Source organism: Embleya sp. NPDC005971 (assembly GCF_040629175.1).
Lineage (GTDB): Bacteria > Actinomycetota > Actinomycetes > Streptomycetales > Streptomycetaceae > Embleya.
On the sequence record NZ_JBEXUX010000016.1, the window covers coordinates 17,690 to 31,965 of the forward strand.

General features: G+C 71.7%; 8 protein-coding genes. 7 read left to right on the forward strand and 1 reads right to left on the reverse strand.

Features of this window, described 5'->3' with window-relative positions; translation table 11 throughout:
* The first annotated feature begins 299 nt into the window (after positions 1 to 299).
* The 4 genes from ABZ374_RS16395 to ABZ374_RS16410 all read left to right on the forward strand — a co-directional run bounded on the left by ABZ374_RS16395 (position 300) and on the right by ABZ374_RS16410 (position 8,399).
* Positions 300 to 4,361 carry a Pls/PosA family non-ribosomal peptide synthetase gene (locus tag ABZ374_RS16395; RefSeq protein ID WP_360311378.1) on the forward strand — a complete coding sequence of 1,354 codons (4,062 nt, stop codon included), beginning with the start codon at positions 300 to 302 and terminating at the stop codon, positions 4,359 to 4,361.
* Positions 4,362 to 4,441: 80 nt separating this feature from the next.
* Positions 4,442 to 5,803: a diaminobutyrate--2-oxoglutarate transaminase family protein gene (locus ABZ374_RS16400; protein ID WP_360311380.1), complete on the forward strand. Its 1,362-nt coding sequence runs from the start codon at positions 4,442 to 4,444 to the stop codon at positions 5,801 to 5,803.
* Positions 5,804 to 5,904: 101 nt separating this feature from the next.
* Positions 5,905 to 7,170, forward strand: coding sequence for an aspartate kinase (locus tag ABZ374_RS16405; RefSeq protein ID WP_360311382.1), 1,266 nt, complete (start codon positions 5,905 to 5,907; stop codon positions 7,168 to 7,170).
* 155 nt (positions 7,171 to 7,325) lie between these two features.
* A complete protein-coding gene (locus ABZ374_RS16410) occupies positions 7,326 to 8,399 on the forward strand; it encodes a MaoC family dehydratase N-terminal domain-containing protein (protein WP_360311384.1) in 1,074 nt (357 codons plus the stop codon).
* Between the two features lie 12 nt (positions 8,400 to 8,411).
* Here ABZ374_RS16410 and ABZ374_RS16415 read toward each other — a convergent pair whose 3' ends face one another.
* The gene (locus ABZ374_RS16415) at positions 8,412 to 9,746 is read right to left on the reverse strand and encodes an aspartate aminotransferase family protein (RefSeq protein ID WP_360311386.1); all 1,335 of its coding nucleotides are present in this window, start codon (positions 9,744 to 9,746) and stop codon (positions 8,412 to 8,414) included.
* A gap of 87 nt (positions 9,747 to 9,833) precedes the next feature.
* Here ABZ374_RS16415 and ABZ374_RS16420 point away from each other — a divergent pair, with 87 nt between their 5' ends.
* The 3 genes from ABZ374_RS16420 to ABZ374_RS16430 all read left to right on the forward strand — a co-directional run bounded on the left by ABZ374_RS16420 (position 9,834) and on the right by ABZ374_RS16430 (position 14,242).
* Complete coding sequence (locus tag ABZ374_RS16420; protein ID WP_360311388.1) at positions 9,834 to 10,742, forward strand: LysR substrate-binding domain-containing protein; 909 nt, start codon at positions 9,834 to 9,836, stop codon at positions 10,740 to 10,742.
* A gap of 284 nt (positions 10,743 to 11,026) precedes the next feature.
* Complete coding sequence (locus ABZ374_RS16425; RefSeq protein ID WP_360311390.1) at positions 11,027 to 13,063, forward strand: alkaline phosphatase family protein; 2,037 nt, start codon at positions 11,027 to 11,029, stop codon at positions 13,061 to 13,063.
* Positions 13,064 to 13,171: 108 nt separating this feature from the next.
* Entirely contained in the window at positions 13,172 to 14,242 is a 1,071-nt protein-coding gene (locus ABZ374_RS16430) for a DUF916 domain-containing protein (RefSeq protein WP_360311392.1), read from the forward strand.
* The last annotated feature ends 34 nt before the right edge of the window (positions 14,243 to 14,276 follow it).

The window sequence follows — 14,276 nt, forward strand, 5'->3', positions numbered from 1 at the left end:
GCGGTTTCGCCCCGTGGGCCACGTCATTTCGTGAGCGCGCTTCCCGCGCCTCGGCGGTTCGCCGGAACCTGCCACACGATGCGACGAGCGCCGACCTACGTACGGCCGAACGCCGCGCCCGCGCCGGCCACCACATGGTGCTTCACCTGCGCCGACAGGGCACGCCCGCAGGTTTCCTCGATCGCACGGCGACACGCGGAACGTCTGCGAGCACCGGTTCTGCATGTGGATCAACAATCAAATAAAGCGCGAATCGATTAATTCAACCCGGTTCACATAAATCCATCCGAGGAGCCTTCATGACTGAAGTGAGACCCGCTCCGGGGCGCGCGAAGGCGGCGCTCGACCCCGATATATCACGGCCGACGACCGCTCTCGAAGACTCGCCGATCAGCGCCCTCCCCCATTTCTTCGAACGCTCCTGCGACCGCAATCCCGAGGCCATAGCCGTCGTCTGCGACAACAGCGAGCTAAGTTACGCGGAAGTAGATTCGCGGGCCAATCGCCTGGCGAATCTGCTCAGACTTCGCGGGGTCGCTCCGGGCCATACCGTCGGGATCCTGCTGGAACGATCGATCGACTGCTATGTCGCACTCCTGGGCGTGATCAAGACGGGCGCCGCCTACGTCCCGCTGGATCCCGCCTTCCCGGCCGATCGCATCGCCTTCATCGCCCGGGACGCCGACCTGTGCGATCTGGTGACCACCTCCGGCATGCGCCACCGCACCGCGGAAGTGCCCTGTCCGTTCCTGGAACTCGACCGGGCGAGCCGCGAGTTGGCCGAGCAGCGCGACGACCGGCCCGACGTCGACATCGAGCCGGATTCGTGGTCGTACGTGATCTACACGTCCGGCACCACCGGCCGGCCCAAGGGCGTGGCCGTCTCGCACGCGAGCATCGCCAACTTCCTGCGCGTGGTCACCCCGATCTACCGGGTCCGGGCCGAGGATCGCGTCTACCAGGGCCTCTCGATCGCCTTCGACTTCTCGGTGGAGGAGATCTGGCCGGCCTGGATCGCCGGCGCGACCCTGGTCGCGGGCCCCGGCGACGATCGGCGGGTCGGCCGCGGCCTGAGCGACTTCCTCGTCGACCACGCGATCACCGTGTTGTGCTGCGTGCCGACCCTGCTGACCACGATCGAGGCCGAACTACCCGGGCTGCGCAGCCTGTTGGTCAGCGGCGAGGCATGCCCGCCGGACCTGGTGCGCCGCTGGGCACGACCCGACCGGCGCATCCTCAACGCGTACGGACCGACCGAGACCACCGTCACCGCCACCTGCGGCGAACTGGCCCCCGACCGGCCGGTCACCATCGGCGTCCCGCTGCCCACGTATCGCGTCTACATCCTGGACGAGCAACTGCGGCCGGTCGAGGACGGCGTCGGCGGCGAGATCTGCGTCGGCGGCCCGGGCGTGGCCGTCGGCTACGTCAACCGCCCGGAACTGACCGCCGAGCGTTTCGTGGTCAACCCGGTCGCGCACGAACGGGCCGAGATCCCCCGTATCTACCGCACCGGCGATCTCGGCAGGTTCACCCCCACCGGGGAGATCGAATACCTGGGCCGTCTGGACACCCAACTCAAGATCCGCGGCTACCGCATCGAAGCGGCCGAGATCGAGGAGTTGTTGCGGGCCGACGCGGCCGTCGAGAACGCGATCGTGACCCCCCGGGAGCAGGACGGCGTCGTCCAGGACCTGGTCGGCTACGTCACGCTCACCGACCGCGCCGCCGGCGTCTCCCACGACGTGCTGCGCGAGCGGCTGCGGGTGTCGTTGCAGAGCCGACTCCCGGACTACATGATCCCGTCCTTCGTCGAGGTACTGCCCGAATTCCCGCTCCTGGCCGCCGACAAGGTGGACCGGTCCGCCCTGCCCTCCCCCACCTCCGCACCGCTGAACCGGCGTTCCACCACCCACGTGGCCCCCGCGACCGCGGTGGAGGAGCAACTGGCCGCGGTCTGGCGGGAGGTCCTGGGCGGTGAGGCGGTCTCCGTCGAGGACGACTTCTTCTGCGACCTGGGCGGCCACTCGATGTCCGCGGCCCGCCTCGTCTCCCGACTGCGCCGCGAACCCGGGCTGCACGGCCTGGCGATGGGGGACCTGTACGCCCATCCCACCATCCGCCGGCTGGCCCTCCTGCCGACGACCCGAGTCGAGACCGAGCCGGAACCCGGCGGTTCGGGAGCGGCGTCGCCACTCGCCGAGCCGCCCGCACCGCTGCGCCACTCCGGCGCCCGGGTGTTCGCCTGCGGACTCGCCCAGATCGCCTGCCTGTACGGCTGGTTGCTCGTGTTCGGCCTGCCCGGCGTGGTGCTGCTCTACCGGTGGTTCCTGGTCTGGGACCTGCCGGTGCACCGGCCCGCCGACGGCGGTCTCCTGGACCGCCTGACCCGGATGAACCTGCCCGGATTCATCCTCCTGGAGGTCGGCTGGATCCTGGTGGGTCTGCTGATCCCGCTGCTCGGCGGCCGATTGTTGATGCTCGGCGTCCGGCCCGGTCGGTATCCGCTGTGGGGCGTGACCTACCTGCGGTTCTGGCTGTACGGCAAGATCCTGGTGTTCGGCCCGCTCGGCTTCCTGACCGGTTCGCCGCTGCTGGCCCCGTGGTTGCGGCTGCTCGGCGCGCGGATCGGCCGAGGTTGCCATCTGTCGGCCGTGATCGGTCTGCCCGCGTTCGTGGAGATCGGCGAGGGCACCAGCATCGGCTACGGGGCGCGGCTGCAACCGTACGTGGTGGAGAACGGCCTGCTGTACCTGGCGCCCATCCGGATCGGCGCCGGCAGTTTCGTGGGCACCAACAGCGTAGTCCTGGCCGGCGCGGTGATCGGCGACCGGGCCTCGATCGGCGAACAGTCGCTGGTTCCGGCCGGCCGGGTGGTGCCGGCGGACGAACACTGGGCCGGTTCGCCGGCCACCCGGCAGGACGGCACGCCCGCCCTGCTCGGCGCCCTTGCCGCCGAGGACGACCAACGTCCCTGGCCGAAGCGGGTGTTGCTCGGCTTCGGAGCCGGGGCGGTGCTGCTCGCGCTGGTCCCGCTGCTGGTCGTCGCCGGCGCCGGCGCCCTCGTGGGGTGCGTGGCCTGGAAGTTCGGCTTCGGCTGGGCGATCGTCGCCACCGCCGCGGCCGGTCCCCTGGTCGTGCTGTCCACCTGCACGCTGGTACTGCTCGTCAAGCGGGCCGTGTTGCCCCGGGTGCGGGCCGGCATCCATCCCGAACGCAGCGGCTTCGGGGTGCGCAAGTGGATCGGCGACGGCATGATGACCACCAGCCTGACGCTGACCCACTCGCTCTACTCGACGTTGTACCTGGTGCCGTTCCTGCGCTTGCTCGGTGCCCGCACCGGACGCTGGTCCGAGGTCGCCACCGTCAGCTTCGTCGACCCGGACATGCTGATCATCGGCGAACGCAGCTTCGTGGCCGATGTCAGCGTCGTGGGACCGGCGGTCTTCCATCACGGACGCGTCTCGCTCGCCCCGGCCGAGATCGGCGCACGCAGCTTCGTCGGCAACGGGGCGCTGGTGCCCGGCTCGTGCCGACTCGGCGAGAACAGCCTGCTGGGCGTGCACTCGCTGGCCCCGACTCGGCCGATCGACCCCGAGACGACCTGGCTCGGCTCACCCGCCATCTTCCTGCCGCGCCGCGAGGCGAGCCGGGACTTCCCCGCGAAGCTGACCTACCGCCCCACCCGGGGGCTGATCGCGGCGCGCCTGGCCATCGAGTACTTCCGGGTCACGCTGCCCGCGACGATCGCCGCGCTGGCCGCGCTGGGGGCGCTCTACGGTTCCGTCCGGGTCGCCGAGAACTTCCCGCCATGGGTGCTGTTCCTGCTCGGCCCGGCCTTCTTCCTGGCCGTCGGCGTCGGTTCGACCCTGACCGTGGTGTTGCTCAAGTGGCTGATCATCGGCCGCTATCGGCCCCGCGTCGAGCCGCTGTGGAGCATCTGGGTGCGCCGTACCGAGGTGATCACCGGGCTGTTCGAGAACCTCGTGGTGCCGAGTCTGCTCAACCTCCTCACCGGCACGCCCCTGATGGGCCCGGTGCTGCGCCTGTTCGGCGCCCGGATCGGCCGGCGGGTCTGGCTCGCGACGACCTACCTCACCGAGTTCGACCTGGTCGAGGTGGGCGACGACGCGGCGGTGGCGGAGGTGACCTCGTTGCAGACCCACCTGTTCGAGGACCGCGTGATGAAGATGTCCAACGTCCGGATCGGGCAGGGCAGTTCGGTCGGTCCCCGGTCGGTGGTGCTCTACGACGCGGAGGTCGGCGCGGGTGCCCGCCTGGACGCCATGTCGCTGGTGATGAAGGGCGAACACCTCCCCGACGGCACCCGCTGGCGCGGCATCCCGGCCCGGCCCGGTTGATCCCCGGCTCCACCCTCGTCCCTTTTCCGCCTTCCCGTCCCTCCCGTCCCGCCCGTCCCGCCACGCCATCGGAGAGCCTGATGACATCGCTCGTACAACACACCATGACCGAACCGCGAGTCGACTGCGACCTTCCCGGCCCCCGCTCCGCCGAACTGCTCGCGCGTCAGGAGCGGCGCGAGTCCAACGCCCGCACCTACCCGCGACACCTGCCCATCGCGCCCGCCGAAGCCTTCGGCAGCTTCATCCGCGACGTCGACGGCAACGTCTTCATCGACTTCCTCGCCGGTGCCGGGGTGTTGTCCCTGGGCCACAACCATCCGGAACTGGTGCGATCGGTGATCGCGCAGCTCGGCCTGCTCACCCACGGGCTGGACTTCCCGACCCCGGTCAAGGACGACTTCATCGATGCCCAACTGTCCATGTTGCCGGCGGAGATGCGTGATCGCACCAAGGTGCACTTCTGCGGCCCGACCGGAGCCAACGCGGTCGAGGCGGCGGTCAAGCTGTGCAAGATCGCCACCGGCCGAGGTGACATCGTCACCTTCCAGGGCGGCTTCCACGGCAGCACCCATGCCGCCATGGCCCTGTCCGGACTCGTCGCACCGAAGACGGCGGTGCCCAACGGGGTGCCCGGCACCCACTTCTTCCCGTTCTCCTACTGCACCAGGTGCCCACTCGACCTGAGTCCGACCACCTGCAGCACCAACTGCGCGACGTACCTGGAACGTTCGCTCACCGATGGGAACGGCGGCATCCCGCTGCCGGCCGCGGTGATCCTCGAACCGGTGCAGGGCGAGGGCGGCGTCGTCCCGGCCACGGCGGACTTCGTCCGCCGGTTGCGGGCGATCACCCGCGAACTGGGCATCCTGTTGATCGTCGACGAGGTCCAGACCGGATGCGGGCGCACCGGGACCTGGTTCGCCTTCGAGCAGTACGGCATCGAACCGGACGTCATCGTCGCCTCCAAGGCGCTCAGCGGCATCGGTACACCGATCGCGGTGATCCTCTACGACGAAAAACTCGACACCTGGGCGTCCGGCGCGCACATCGGCACCTTCCGCGGCAACCAACTCGCCTTCGCCGCCGGTGCCGAGGCCGTGCGCATCGTGCGGCGGGACGACGTCCTGGGCAACGTGCGCCGACGCGGCGCGCAGATCTCCGCGCGCCTGACGCCGCTGATGGCCGACCCGTGGGTGCGCGAGGTGCGCGGCCGGGGGCTGATGTGGGGCATCGAGTTGGCGGACCCGGACACCGGTCGCCCGGCGGGCGACTTCGCCGAGGCCGTCCAGTCCCGGGCGCTGCGCCGCGGACTGATCGTCGAACGTGGTGGTCGCGAGGACGGCGTGGTCCGGATCCTGCCGCCGCTCAACGTCACCGCCGACGTCGTGGACACCGCGTGCTCGATCCTCGTCGACGCCATCGAAACCGGCCATCCGTAGGCCCGTGCCGTACCGATCGGCGGCGGGCGGTCCGATCCGGGCCACCCGCCGCCGATCGGCCGCCCATCACCGGCAGTCTCTCGATCGAGGAGACCTCCCGCATGGTTCTCATCGTCCAGAAGTACGGCGGCTCCTCGGTGCACAGCATCGAGCGCATCCGACGAGTCGCCGAACGTGTGGTGGCCACCCACCGGGAAGGCCACGATGTCGTCGTGGTGTTGTCCGCCATGGGTGACACCACCGACGAACTGCTCGACCTGGCCCGGCAGGTCGCCCCCCTCCCCCATCCACGCGAACTCGACATGCTGGTCACGGCGGGCGAGCGCATCTCCAACGCCCTTGCCGCGCTGGCGATCCGCGCCCTGGGTGAGCGGGCCTGCTCGCTCACCGGTGCCCAGGCCGGGGTGTTCACCACCTCGGAGTACGGCAACGCGCGCATCGTCGAGGTGGCGCCGCAGCGCATCCGGCGGGAACTCGACCGGGGCGCCATCGTCCTGGTCGCCGGATTCCAGGGACTGAGTCGGGATACCGACGACGTCACCACGCTGGGACGCGGCGGTTCGGACACCACGGCCATCGCCCTGGCCGCCGCGCTCAAGGCCGACGTCTGCGAGATCCACACCGACGTCGACGGGGTCTACAGCGCGGATCCCCGGATCGTTCCGCACGCCGCACTGCTCGACCACATCGGCTACGAGGCGATGCAGGAGATGGCGGCGGCCGGCAGCAAGGTGCTGGCGCTGCGCTCGGTCGAGTACGCCCGCCGCTGCGGCGTGCCCGTCCACGTGCGATCCGCGTACGGCGACCGGCCCGGAACCACGGTGTCCGGCGCACCCGACGACGGCGACACCGGCCGGTCGACGATCACCGGCGTGGCCCACGACACCTCCGGGACCAAGGTCACCGTGACCGGCGTACCGAACCACCCCGGGGCGGTGGGCCGGTTGGTGCGGACCGTCGCCGATGCCGGGGGTGAGATCGACATGCTCGTGCACAACGCGGCGTCGCCGACCGGCGGACCCACCGACCTGACCTTCGTGCTGGCCGCGGAGGGTGCGCTCGCCGCGTTGGCCGCCCTGCGCGCGTGTGCCGAGGAGATCGGCGTCGAGGAGGTGAGCCACGACGAGGACGTCGGCAAGATCTCGCTGATCGGCAGCGGCATGCGGACCTGCCCCGGCGTGACCGCGACGTTCTGCGAGACGCTCGCGGCGGCGGGGGTCAACATCGAGATCATCTCGACCTCGGAGATCCGGATCTCGGTGTTGTGTCGCACGGCCCGGGTCGCCGACGCGGTGCGCGCCCTGCACACCGCGTTCGACCTCGACACGACCGAGGAGGCACCGGTGCACGCGGGCACCGGCCGCTAGACACCGGCCGCCGAACCCCGGCCATCGAACATCGGCCGCCGGACATCGAGGACGGTACGGGCCGCCCGGGCGGGCGGCCCGTACCGCTTGTCAATGTCAAGCATCTCGGTAGGGTGTGCGGGGCAACCGGCGATCGTCTGGAAGGCGAGGCGGGCATGACAACCGACACCACCGACACCGCGGAACTGGACGCGCTGCTCCGGGACTGCGTGGCCCGGGGCACCGCGTCCGTCGTGCGGGCCCGGCACGCGGTCAACCTGCCGATGCTCGACCTGTGGGCCGACGCCCTCGGCGACCCCAACCCGGTCTACCGCGACGCGAGCGCCGCCGCCGCGACCGGACGGGCCGGGATCGTCGCGCCGCCGACCATGATCCAGGCGTGGACCATGCCCTCGCTGCCGGCACTGGCGGCCACGCTGTCGCAGGTCCCCGGGTACGCGCCCTACCTGGACGGGGAAACACCGACCGGCACGGCGTCCGACAACCCGACGGCCGCCGCGCATCGCCTGCTGACCGCACACGGCTACGCCGCCCGCGCGGCGACGCGATGCCGGCAGGAGTACCACCGCGAGGCGCGCATCGGCGACCACCTCACCTGCGAGAGCGCGCTCACCACGGTGTCCGCGCGCAAGCGCACGGCGCTGGGCCCGGGATACTTCGTCACCACGCGGATGACCTTCCGCGACCAGGACGGGGCGAAGGTCGCGACCGTCGACTGGACCGTACTGTGCTTCCGCACCCCCGAGCGGCAACCCCCCGTCGCCGCCGCGCCGGACACCCGCGCGGAACCCCCGCGGCCCACCACCGCGAGCGGCCGCACCTGCCGCCCGCTCACCGCGGCCCCGCAGGTGGGCGACCGCACCCCGGTCACCACGATCCCGATCACCCCCACCTTCGTGATCGCGACCGCCTTCGCCACCCAGGACTTCTACGCCGCCCACCACGACGCCGACTGGACGCGCACCTCGCTGCACCGCCCCGGCATCTTCACCAACATCCTCGCCACCACGGGCCTCGTCGGCGGCGTGGTCACCGACTGGGCCGGCCCCGCCACCCGCCTCCTGGAAGTCGACCTGCGCCTGCTCGCCCCCAACCACACCGGCGACACCCTCGCCCTCGACGGCGTGGTGACCGCCGTGCGCGGCAACGACCTGGAACTCCGGGTCACCGGCACCAACTCCCTGGGCCCCCACGTGCAAGCCGGCGTCCGCGCCCACCTCCCCGCCTGACCTCCACCCCGGTCACCGATCACCGTCGGCGCACGCGTCGGTGATGGCCTCGTCGAGGATCGTGAGGCCGAGGGTGAGTTCGGCTTCGGTGGCGGTCAGGGGTGGGGCGATGCGGAAGACGCCGCCCATGCCGGGGAGTTGCACGATGTTCATGTGCAGGCCCAGTTCGAGGCAGCGGCGGGTGATGCGTGCGCCCAGTTCGTCCGAGGTTCGCTTCGACTCGTGGTCGACGGTGAGTTCGAGGCCGGCCAGCAGGCCCCGGCCGCGGATGTCGCCGACGACCGGGTGGCGCCCGGCGAGTTCGGTCAGGCCGCGGCGCAGGAAGCCGCCGAGCGAGCGGGCGCGCTCGTCGAGCCCGTCGCGGATCAGCACGTCCAGCACGGTGTTGCCGACCGCGGCCGGCAGCGGATCGGCGACGTGCGTGGTGAAGAACAGGAATCCGCGCTCGTGCGCCTCCTGTTCGATCTCGGCGCTGGTGACCACCGCGGCGAGGGGCAGTCCCGCACCGAGTGTCTTGGACAGCGTGAGGATGTCGGGGACGACGCCGTCGCGCTCGAACGCGTACCAGGACCCGGTGCGGCACAGGCCGGTCTGCGCCTCGTCCAGGATCAGCAGCATGCCGCGTTCTCGGCACTTGTCACGCAGGGCCGCGAAGTAGCCGGCCGGCGGCTCGATGACGCCGCCCGAGCTGAGGATCGGTTCGACCAGGCACGCGGCCAGGCTGCCGGTCGACTGGGCGTCGATCAGGTCGAAGGCGAAGTCGAGTTGACGCCGCCAGTCCAGCGAGCCGTCCGCCGCGGTGAAGTCGGGCCGGTACACGTTCGGCACGGGGATGGCGAAGTTGCCCGGCGCGCCGGGCCCGTAGCCCTTGCGGCCGGCACTGTAGGTGGCGGACGCGGCGGCCTGCGTCATGCCGTGCCAGGACCGCGCGAACGAGACGATCTCGTGCCGGCCGGTGACCAGCTTGGCCATCCGGATCGCGGCCTCGTTCGACTCGGCGCCGGTGGTGAGCAGCAGCACCTTCTCCAGCGGCGCGGGCAGCGTCTCGGCCAGCCGCCGGGCCAGGTCGACCACCGGGCGGCTGAGCATGCCGCTGTAGAGGTGGTCGAGGGTGGCCACCTGCCGTCGCACGGTCGCCACGATGTCCGGGTGCGAGTGGCCGAGGATCGCGCTCATCTGCCCGGAGGTGAAGTCGAGGATCTTGCGGCCGGTGGCGGTGAAGACGAAGCTCCCGGCCGCATGGTCGATGATCTCGCGGGTGAACTCGCCGCCGTAGCGCACGAGATGCCGTTCGGCATCGGTCCAGAAGGTTTCCGCGGACGCCGGGGCGGTGTTCGAAGCAGTCATGTTCCCGACGGTAGGTCGCGGTCGAGCAACACGTCCAGCACACGATTCCGGCTGTCCTGTTCGGCAAAACCGCACAACAATCGGGGGATGATGAACCCCTGGCGGCTGCGGCTGCTGAGCCAGTTGGACACCCTGGGCACCATCCGGGCGGTCGCCCAGGCCGCCAACCTGAGCCCCTCCAGCGTGTCCCAACAGCTCGCCGTGCTGGAGGCCGAGACCCATACCCAGCTCCTGGAACGCACCGGACGCCGGGTGAGGCTGACCTCGGCCGGGCTGATCCTGGCCCGGCGGGCGCGGGCGATCCTCGACCACATGGACGGTGTCGAGGAGGAACTGCGCGGGTTCGGCGAGGAACCCGCCGGGCTGGTGCGGTTGGGCGCGTTCCAGAGCGCGATCCACTCGATGGCGGTGCCGGCGGTGACCCGACTGGCGCGCGAACATCCGCACCTGGACGTCGAGTTGCTGGAGCTGGAGCCGCACGAGAGCATGCCCGCGCTGCGGGTCGGCGACGCGGACGTGATCATCACGACCACCGACTTCGACGAGTTGCCGTTGGGGCCCGACCTCGACCTCGTGCCGCTGACCACGGACCCGATCGTGCTGGTGCTCCCGCCCGAGCACCCCGCGGCCGGGCGCGGCGCGGTGGACCTGGCGGCCTGCGCGGGCGAGCCGTGGGCGTTCGACATGCCGCAGTCGTACATGGCCAACCTCGCGCTGCGCCTGTGTCGCCGGGCACGGTTCGAGCCGAGGGTGGTGTGCCGGTTCAGCAACTACATGATGACCCTGCAACACGTCGAGGCCGGCCTGTCGATCGCCCTGCTGCCCGGCTTGGCGGTCGACCACCGCTACCGCGTCGTCACCCGCGAACTCGCGACCCCGGTGACCCGCACGATCACGGCCGCGATCCGCCGGGGCTCGCCACCGCGCGCCGCGGTCCGCGCGGTGCTGGACGCGCTACGGCACAACCCGGTCCCGTCGTTGCCGGAACACGAGTGAGGCACCGTGCCGACCGACTTCACTCGATCACGAAACGATAACGGGTTCGGACCGGAAGTTCGCTCTTTATTCAACCGGCCGACGGCCGTTCGTGGGTGACCGATCCCCGACCCGTTGCATGGTTGGTGGCGCACGCTCTCGCAGGTACCGGCAGCGCCATCGGTACCCGCGGCGAAAGGCAGCCGGGCCGACCGCGCGAACGCGATCGGCCCGGCGGGCCTGTGGCGGTTGCCCCCGCCTCGGCCCGACCCCACTCCGGTTCATCCACCGAGGGAGTTATCGAAGTGTACGGATCCACGCGTGCCAAACGCGGTCTCGCCGCCGTCGCGGTCGCTGCGGTCGGCGTTCCGCTCGCCCTGGCCGGCGCCGCGCTCGCAGCCTCGCCCGCCGCGGCCGACGCCCTGCCGTCGTTGCCCGGCGGCACCAAGAAGGCCAAGACCCTGGTCATCGGCATCGACGGGCTGCGCTTCGACAAGCTGCAGAGCGGCGACGCACCCAACCTCAAGGCCCTGATGGCCGGCGGCACCACCGCGTCGAGCAACCTGTACGCCCAACCGTTCGCACCCACCGTCTCCGGCCCCGGCTGGTCCACCATCGCCACCGGCGTCTGGCCGGACAAGCACGGCGTGCACGACAACTCGTTCGCCGGGTCGCGGTACGACAAGTACCCCGACTTCGCGACCCGGCTGGAGACCGCCCAACCGGCCGCCTCCACCCTCGTGGTCGGCGCGTGGGCGCCGATCTCGTCCACGATCTTCTCGCCCAGGGTCGACGTGCGGGTGGCCACCGACGAGAACGACGACCTCGCCGCCGCCGACACCGCGCAGTACCTGTCCACCGGCAACCCCGACGTCGCGTTCATGCACCTGGACGAGGTCGACGGGGCCGGACACAACACCGGCGGCACCAGCGCCGACTACGCGAAGGCGGTGCACGAGGCCGACACCCGGGTGGGCAGGGTCCTCGACGCGCTGCGGGCCCGGCCGACCTACGCCCAGGAGGACTGGCTGATCATGGTCACCACCGACCACGGCCACACCGACTCCGGTGGCCACGGCGGCGACACCCCGCAGGAGCGCCAGACCTTCGTCATCGCGAACGGCGGCGGCATGCCGGCCGGCGCCGTGCGCAACGACGTGCGCCTCGTCGACATCGCGCCCACCGTGCTCAAGCACGAGGGTGTCCGGATCGACCCGGCGTGGGGCCTGGACGGGCAGCCGATCGACGAGATCAAGCCCGACGCCTTCGACGCGCTGCGCCCGATCCTGTCCGAGCGCGTGGACGAGAGCGGCATCCCCGCCGGCATCAAGGGCTTCACCCACACCGCGCCGCAGGGCTGGTCGATCGACAACTCGGCGATGCCCGCCGGCGGCGTGACCGAGTGGCGCGGCTGGTCGTTCGCCACCGACGAGTTCTTCACCCGCACCGAGGGCGGCGGCCAGGCCCGCGAGGGCAACGTGCGCAGCCGCAACGTGTTCGCCGTCGCCGACTCCGACGAGTGGGACGACAAGGCGCACGCCGCCGGGCAGTTCGACTCGACCCTGGTCTCCCCGGCCTACCCGGTCGAGGGCAGGACCAAGGCGGAGCTGAGCTACGTCAGCGACTACCAGGTCGACGGCCCGCAGACCGGCGACGTGTACGTGTCCTGGGACGGCGGCACACCCAAGCCGATCAAGTCGTACCGCACGAACGTCAACCAGGTCGAGCGCCTGACCCTCGACGTCCCGGCCGGCGCCAAGACCGCGCAGATCCGGTTCCGCTACACCGGCACCAACAGCCGCTTCTGGGCCGTCGACCAGGTCTCGTTCACCGCGGGCGGCAGCACCGACCCGGGCGGCGACCCGCTGTCCGGCAGCCAGGTGATCACCACCACCGTCAAGAACACCGGCGGGCTGACCATGACGGTCGCCGGCCCGACGGTCACCCTGCCCTCGCCCGAACTGACCGCCGCGGGCGACCGGTTGGCCACCTCGGGTGCGCTGAACACGGTCCAGGTCACCGACCTGCGCATCGCCGACCCGGGCTGGAACGTCAGCGGCCAGGTCACCGACTTCACCGCCGAGGGCGGCGCGTCCTTCGACGGCTCGGCGCTCGGCTGGACCCCGAAGGTCGTCAAGGCCGGCGACGGTCAGCAGGTCAGCGCCGGCGGGCCGGTCGCGCCCGCGGCCGACGGCGGCGTCAAGACCGCCCGCACCCTCGGCGGAGCGGTGCCCGGCCACGGTCGCGGCACCGCCGTGCTCGGCGCCGACCTCGCCCTGAACCTGGCGACCACCACGGCGCCCGGCACCTACAGCGCGACCCTGACGGTCACCGCGATCTGACCCACCCCGGCCACAACGGCGGCGCGGGGTCCGGGTCGTCCCCGTACCCCGCGCCGCCCCGGCCCGACGTCACCCGCCCCACCCGTCCGCCCGCGAACGGAATCCGTCATGCCCCACTCCCGTCGGCGCATCCGCCGGGTGCTCACCGCGCTCGCCGCGGCCGGCGCCGGCCTCGTGCTCTCCTGCGCCACGCCCGCCGGCGCCGCCGATTCCCCGCCCGCCGCCGCGCCCGCGGCCGGCACGTGGTCCGTCCAGCCCTCCACCGAACACGGCCCGGACGAACGCCCGTTCTTCCGCTACGCCCTCGCCCCGGGGGCCCGCCGGCTCGACTACGTCGCGGTCACCAACTCCGGCGACACGCCCCTGACCGTGGATCTGTACGCCCAGGACGCTTTCACCACCGCCGCCGGCGGCTTCGACCTGCTCGCCGCCGGCCGGCCGCCCGCCGACGTCGGCTCGTGGATCCGCCTCAAGCAGACCCGGGTGACCGTGCCGGCGCGCTCGCGCAGCGACGTACCGTTCGAACTGTCCGTTCCGGACAACGCGTCCCCCGGCGACCACAGCGGCGGCGTGGTCGCCTCGGTGGCCGCCCCCGGCCGGGACGCGGCCGGCAATCAGGTGCTGCTCGACCGACGGGTGGGCACCCGGGTGTATCTGCGCGTCGACGGCCCGTTGCGCCCCGCCCTGGGCACCGGCGGCCTGAGCACCCGAGTACACACCGCGCCGGACCCCTTCGGCGGCGGCCTGACCGTCACCTACACGGTGCGCAACACCGGCAACATCCGCCTCGGCGCCCGCCCCGAGCTGACCGTTCGCGGTCCCTGGGGCCTGACCACCGAGCACCGTCGGCTCGACCCGTTGCCCGAGTTGTTGCCCGGCGCGTCGTTGACCCGCACCGTGCGCGTCGACGGCGTGACCCAGGCATTCCGGCTGGACGTCGACCTCGCGGTGCACCCGATGCCGGTACCCGGCGGCCCGGCGGAGACCGGCCCGGTCGCGCATGCCCGGACCGCGGTCCGGGCCGTGCCCTGGGTCGCGGTGGGCGCGTCCGCGCTCCTGCTCGCTCTGGTCGTAACGCTCGTCGTGTACCGCCGCCGGCGCCGGCCCACCGACGAGCCCACGCCGACCGAGCACGAGCGCGCCGAGGAACTCGCGGGTGCCCCGGCCTCGGGCGCGTAGTCACCCATCCGATCCGGCACCGGCACGGAAAGTC

Coding starts and splice junctions, on each gene's coding strand:
- ABZ374_RS16395 (WP_360311378.1), top strand. CDS start 300: ATGACTGAAGTGAGACCCGCTCCGGGGCGCGCGAAGGCGGCGCTCGAC.
- ABZ374_RS16400 (WP_360311380.1), top strand. CDS start 4,442: ATGACATCGCTCGTACAACACACCATGACCGAACCGCGAGTCGACTGC.
- ABZ374_RS16405 (WP_360311382.1), top strand. CDS start 5,905: ATGGTTCTCATCGTCCAGAAGTACGGCGGCTCCTCGGTGCACAGCATC.
- ABZ374_RS16410 (WP_360311384.1), top strand. CDS start 7,326: ATGACAACCGACACCACCGACACCGCGGAACTGGACGCGCTGCTCCGG.
- ABZ374_RS16415 (WP_360311386.1), bottom strand. CDS start 9,746: ATGACTGCTTCGAACACCGCCCCGGCGTCCGCGGAAACCTTCTGGACC.
- ABZ374_RS16420 (WP_360311388.1), top strand. CDS start 9,834: ATGATGAACCCCTGGCGGCTGCGGCTGCTGAGCCAGTTGGACACCCTG.
- ABZ374_RS16430 (WP_360311392.1), top strand. CDS start 13,172: ATGCCCCACTCCCGTCGGCGCATCCGCCGGGTGCTCACCGCGCTCGCC.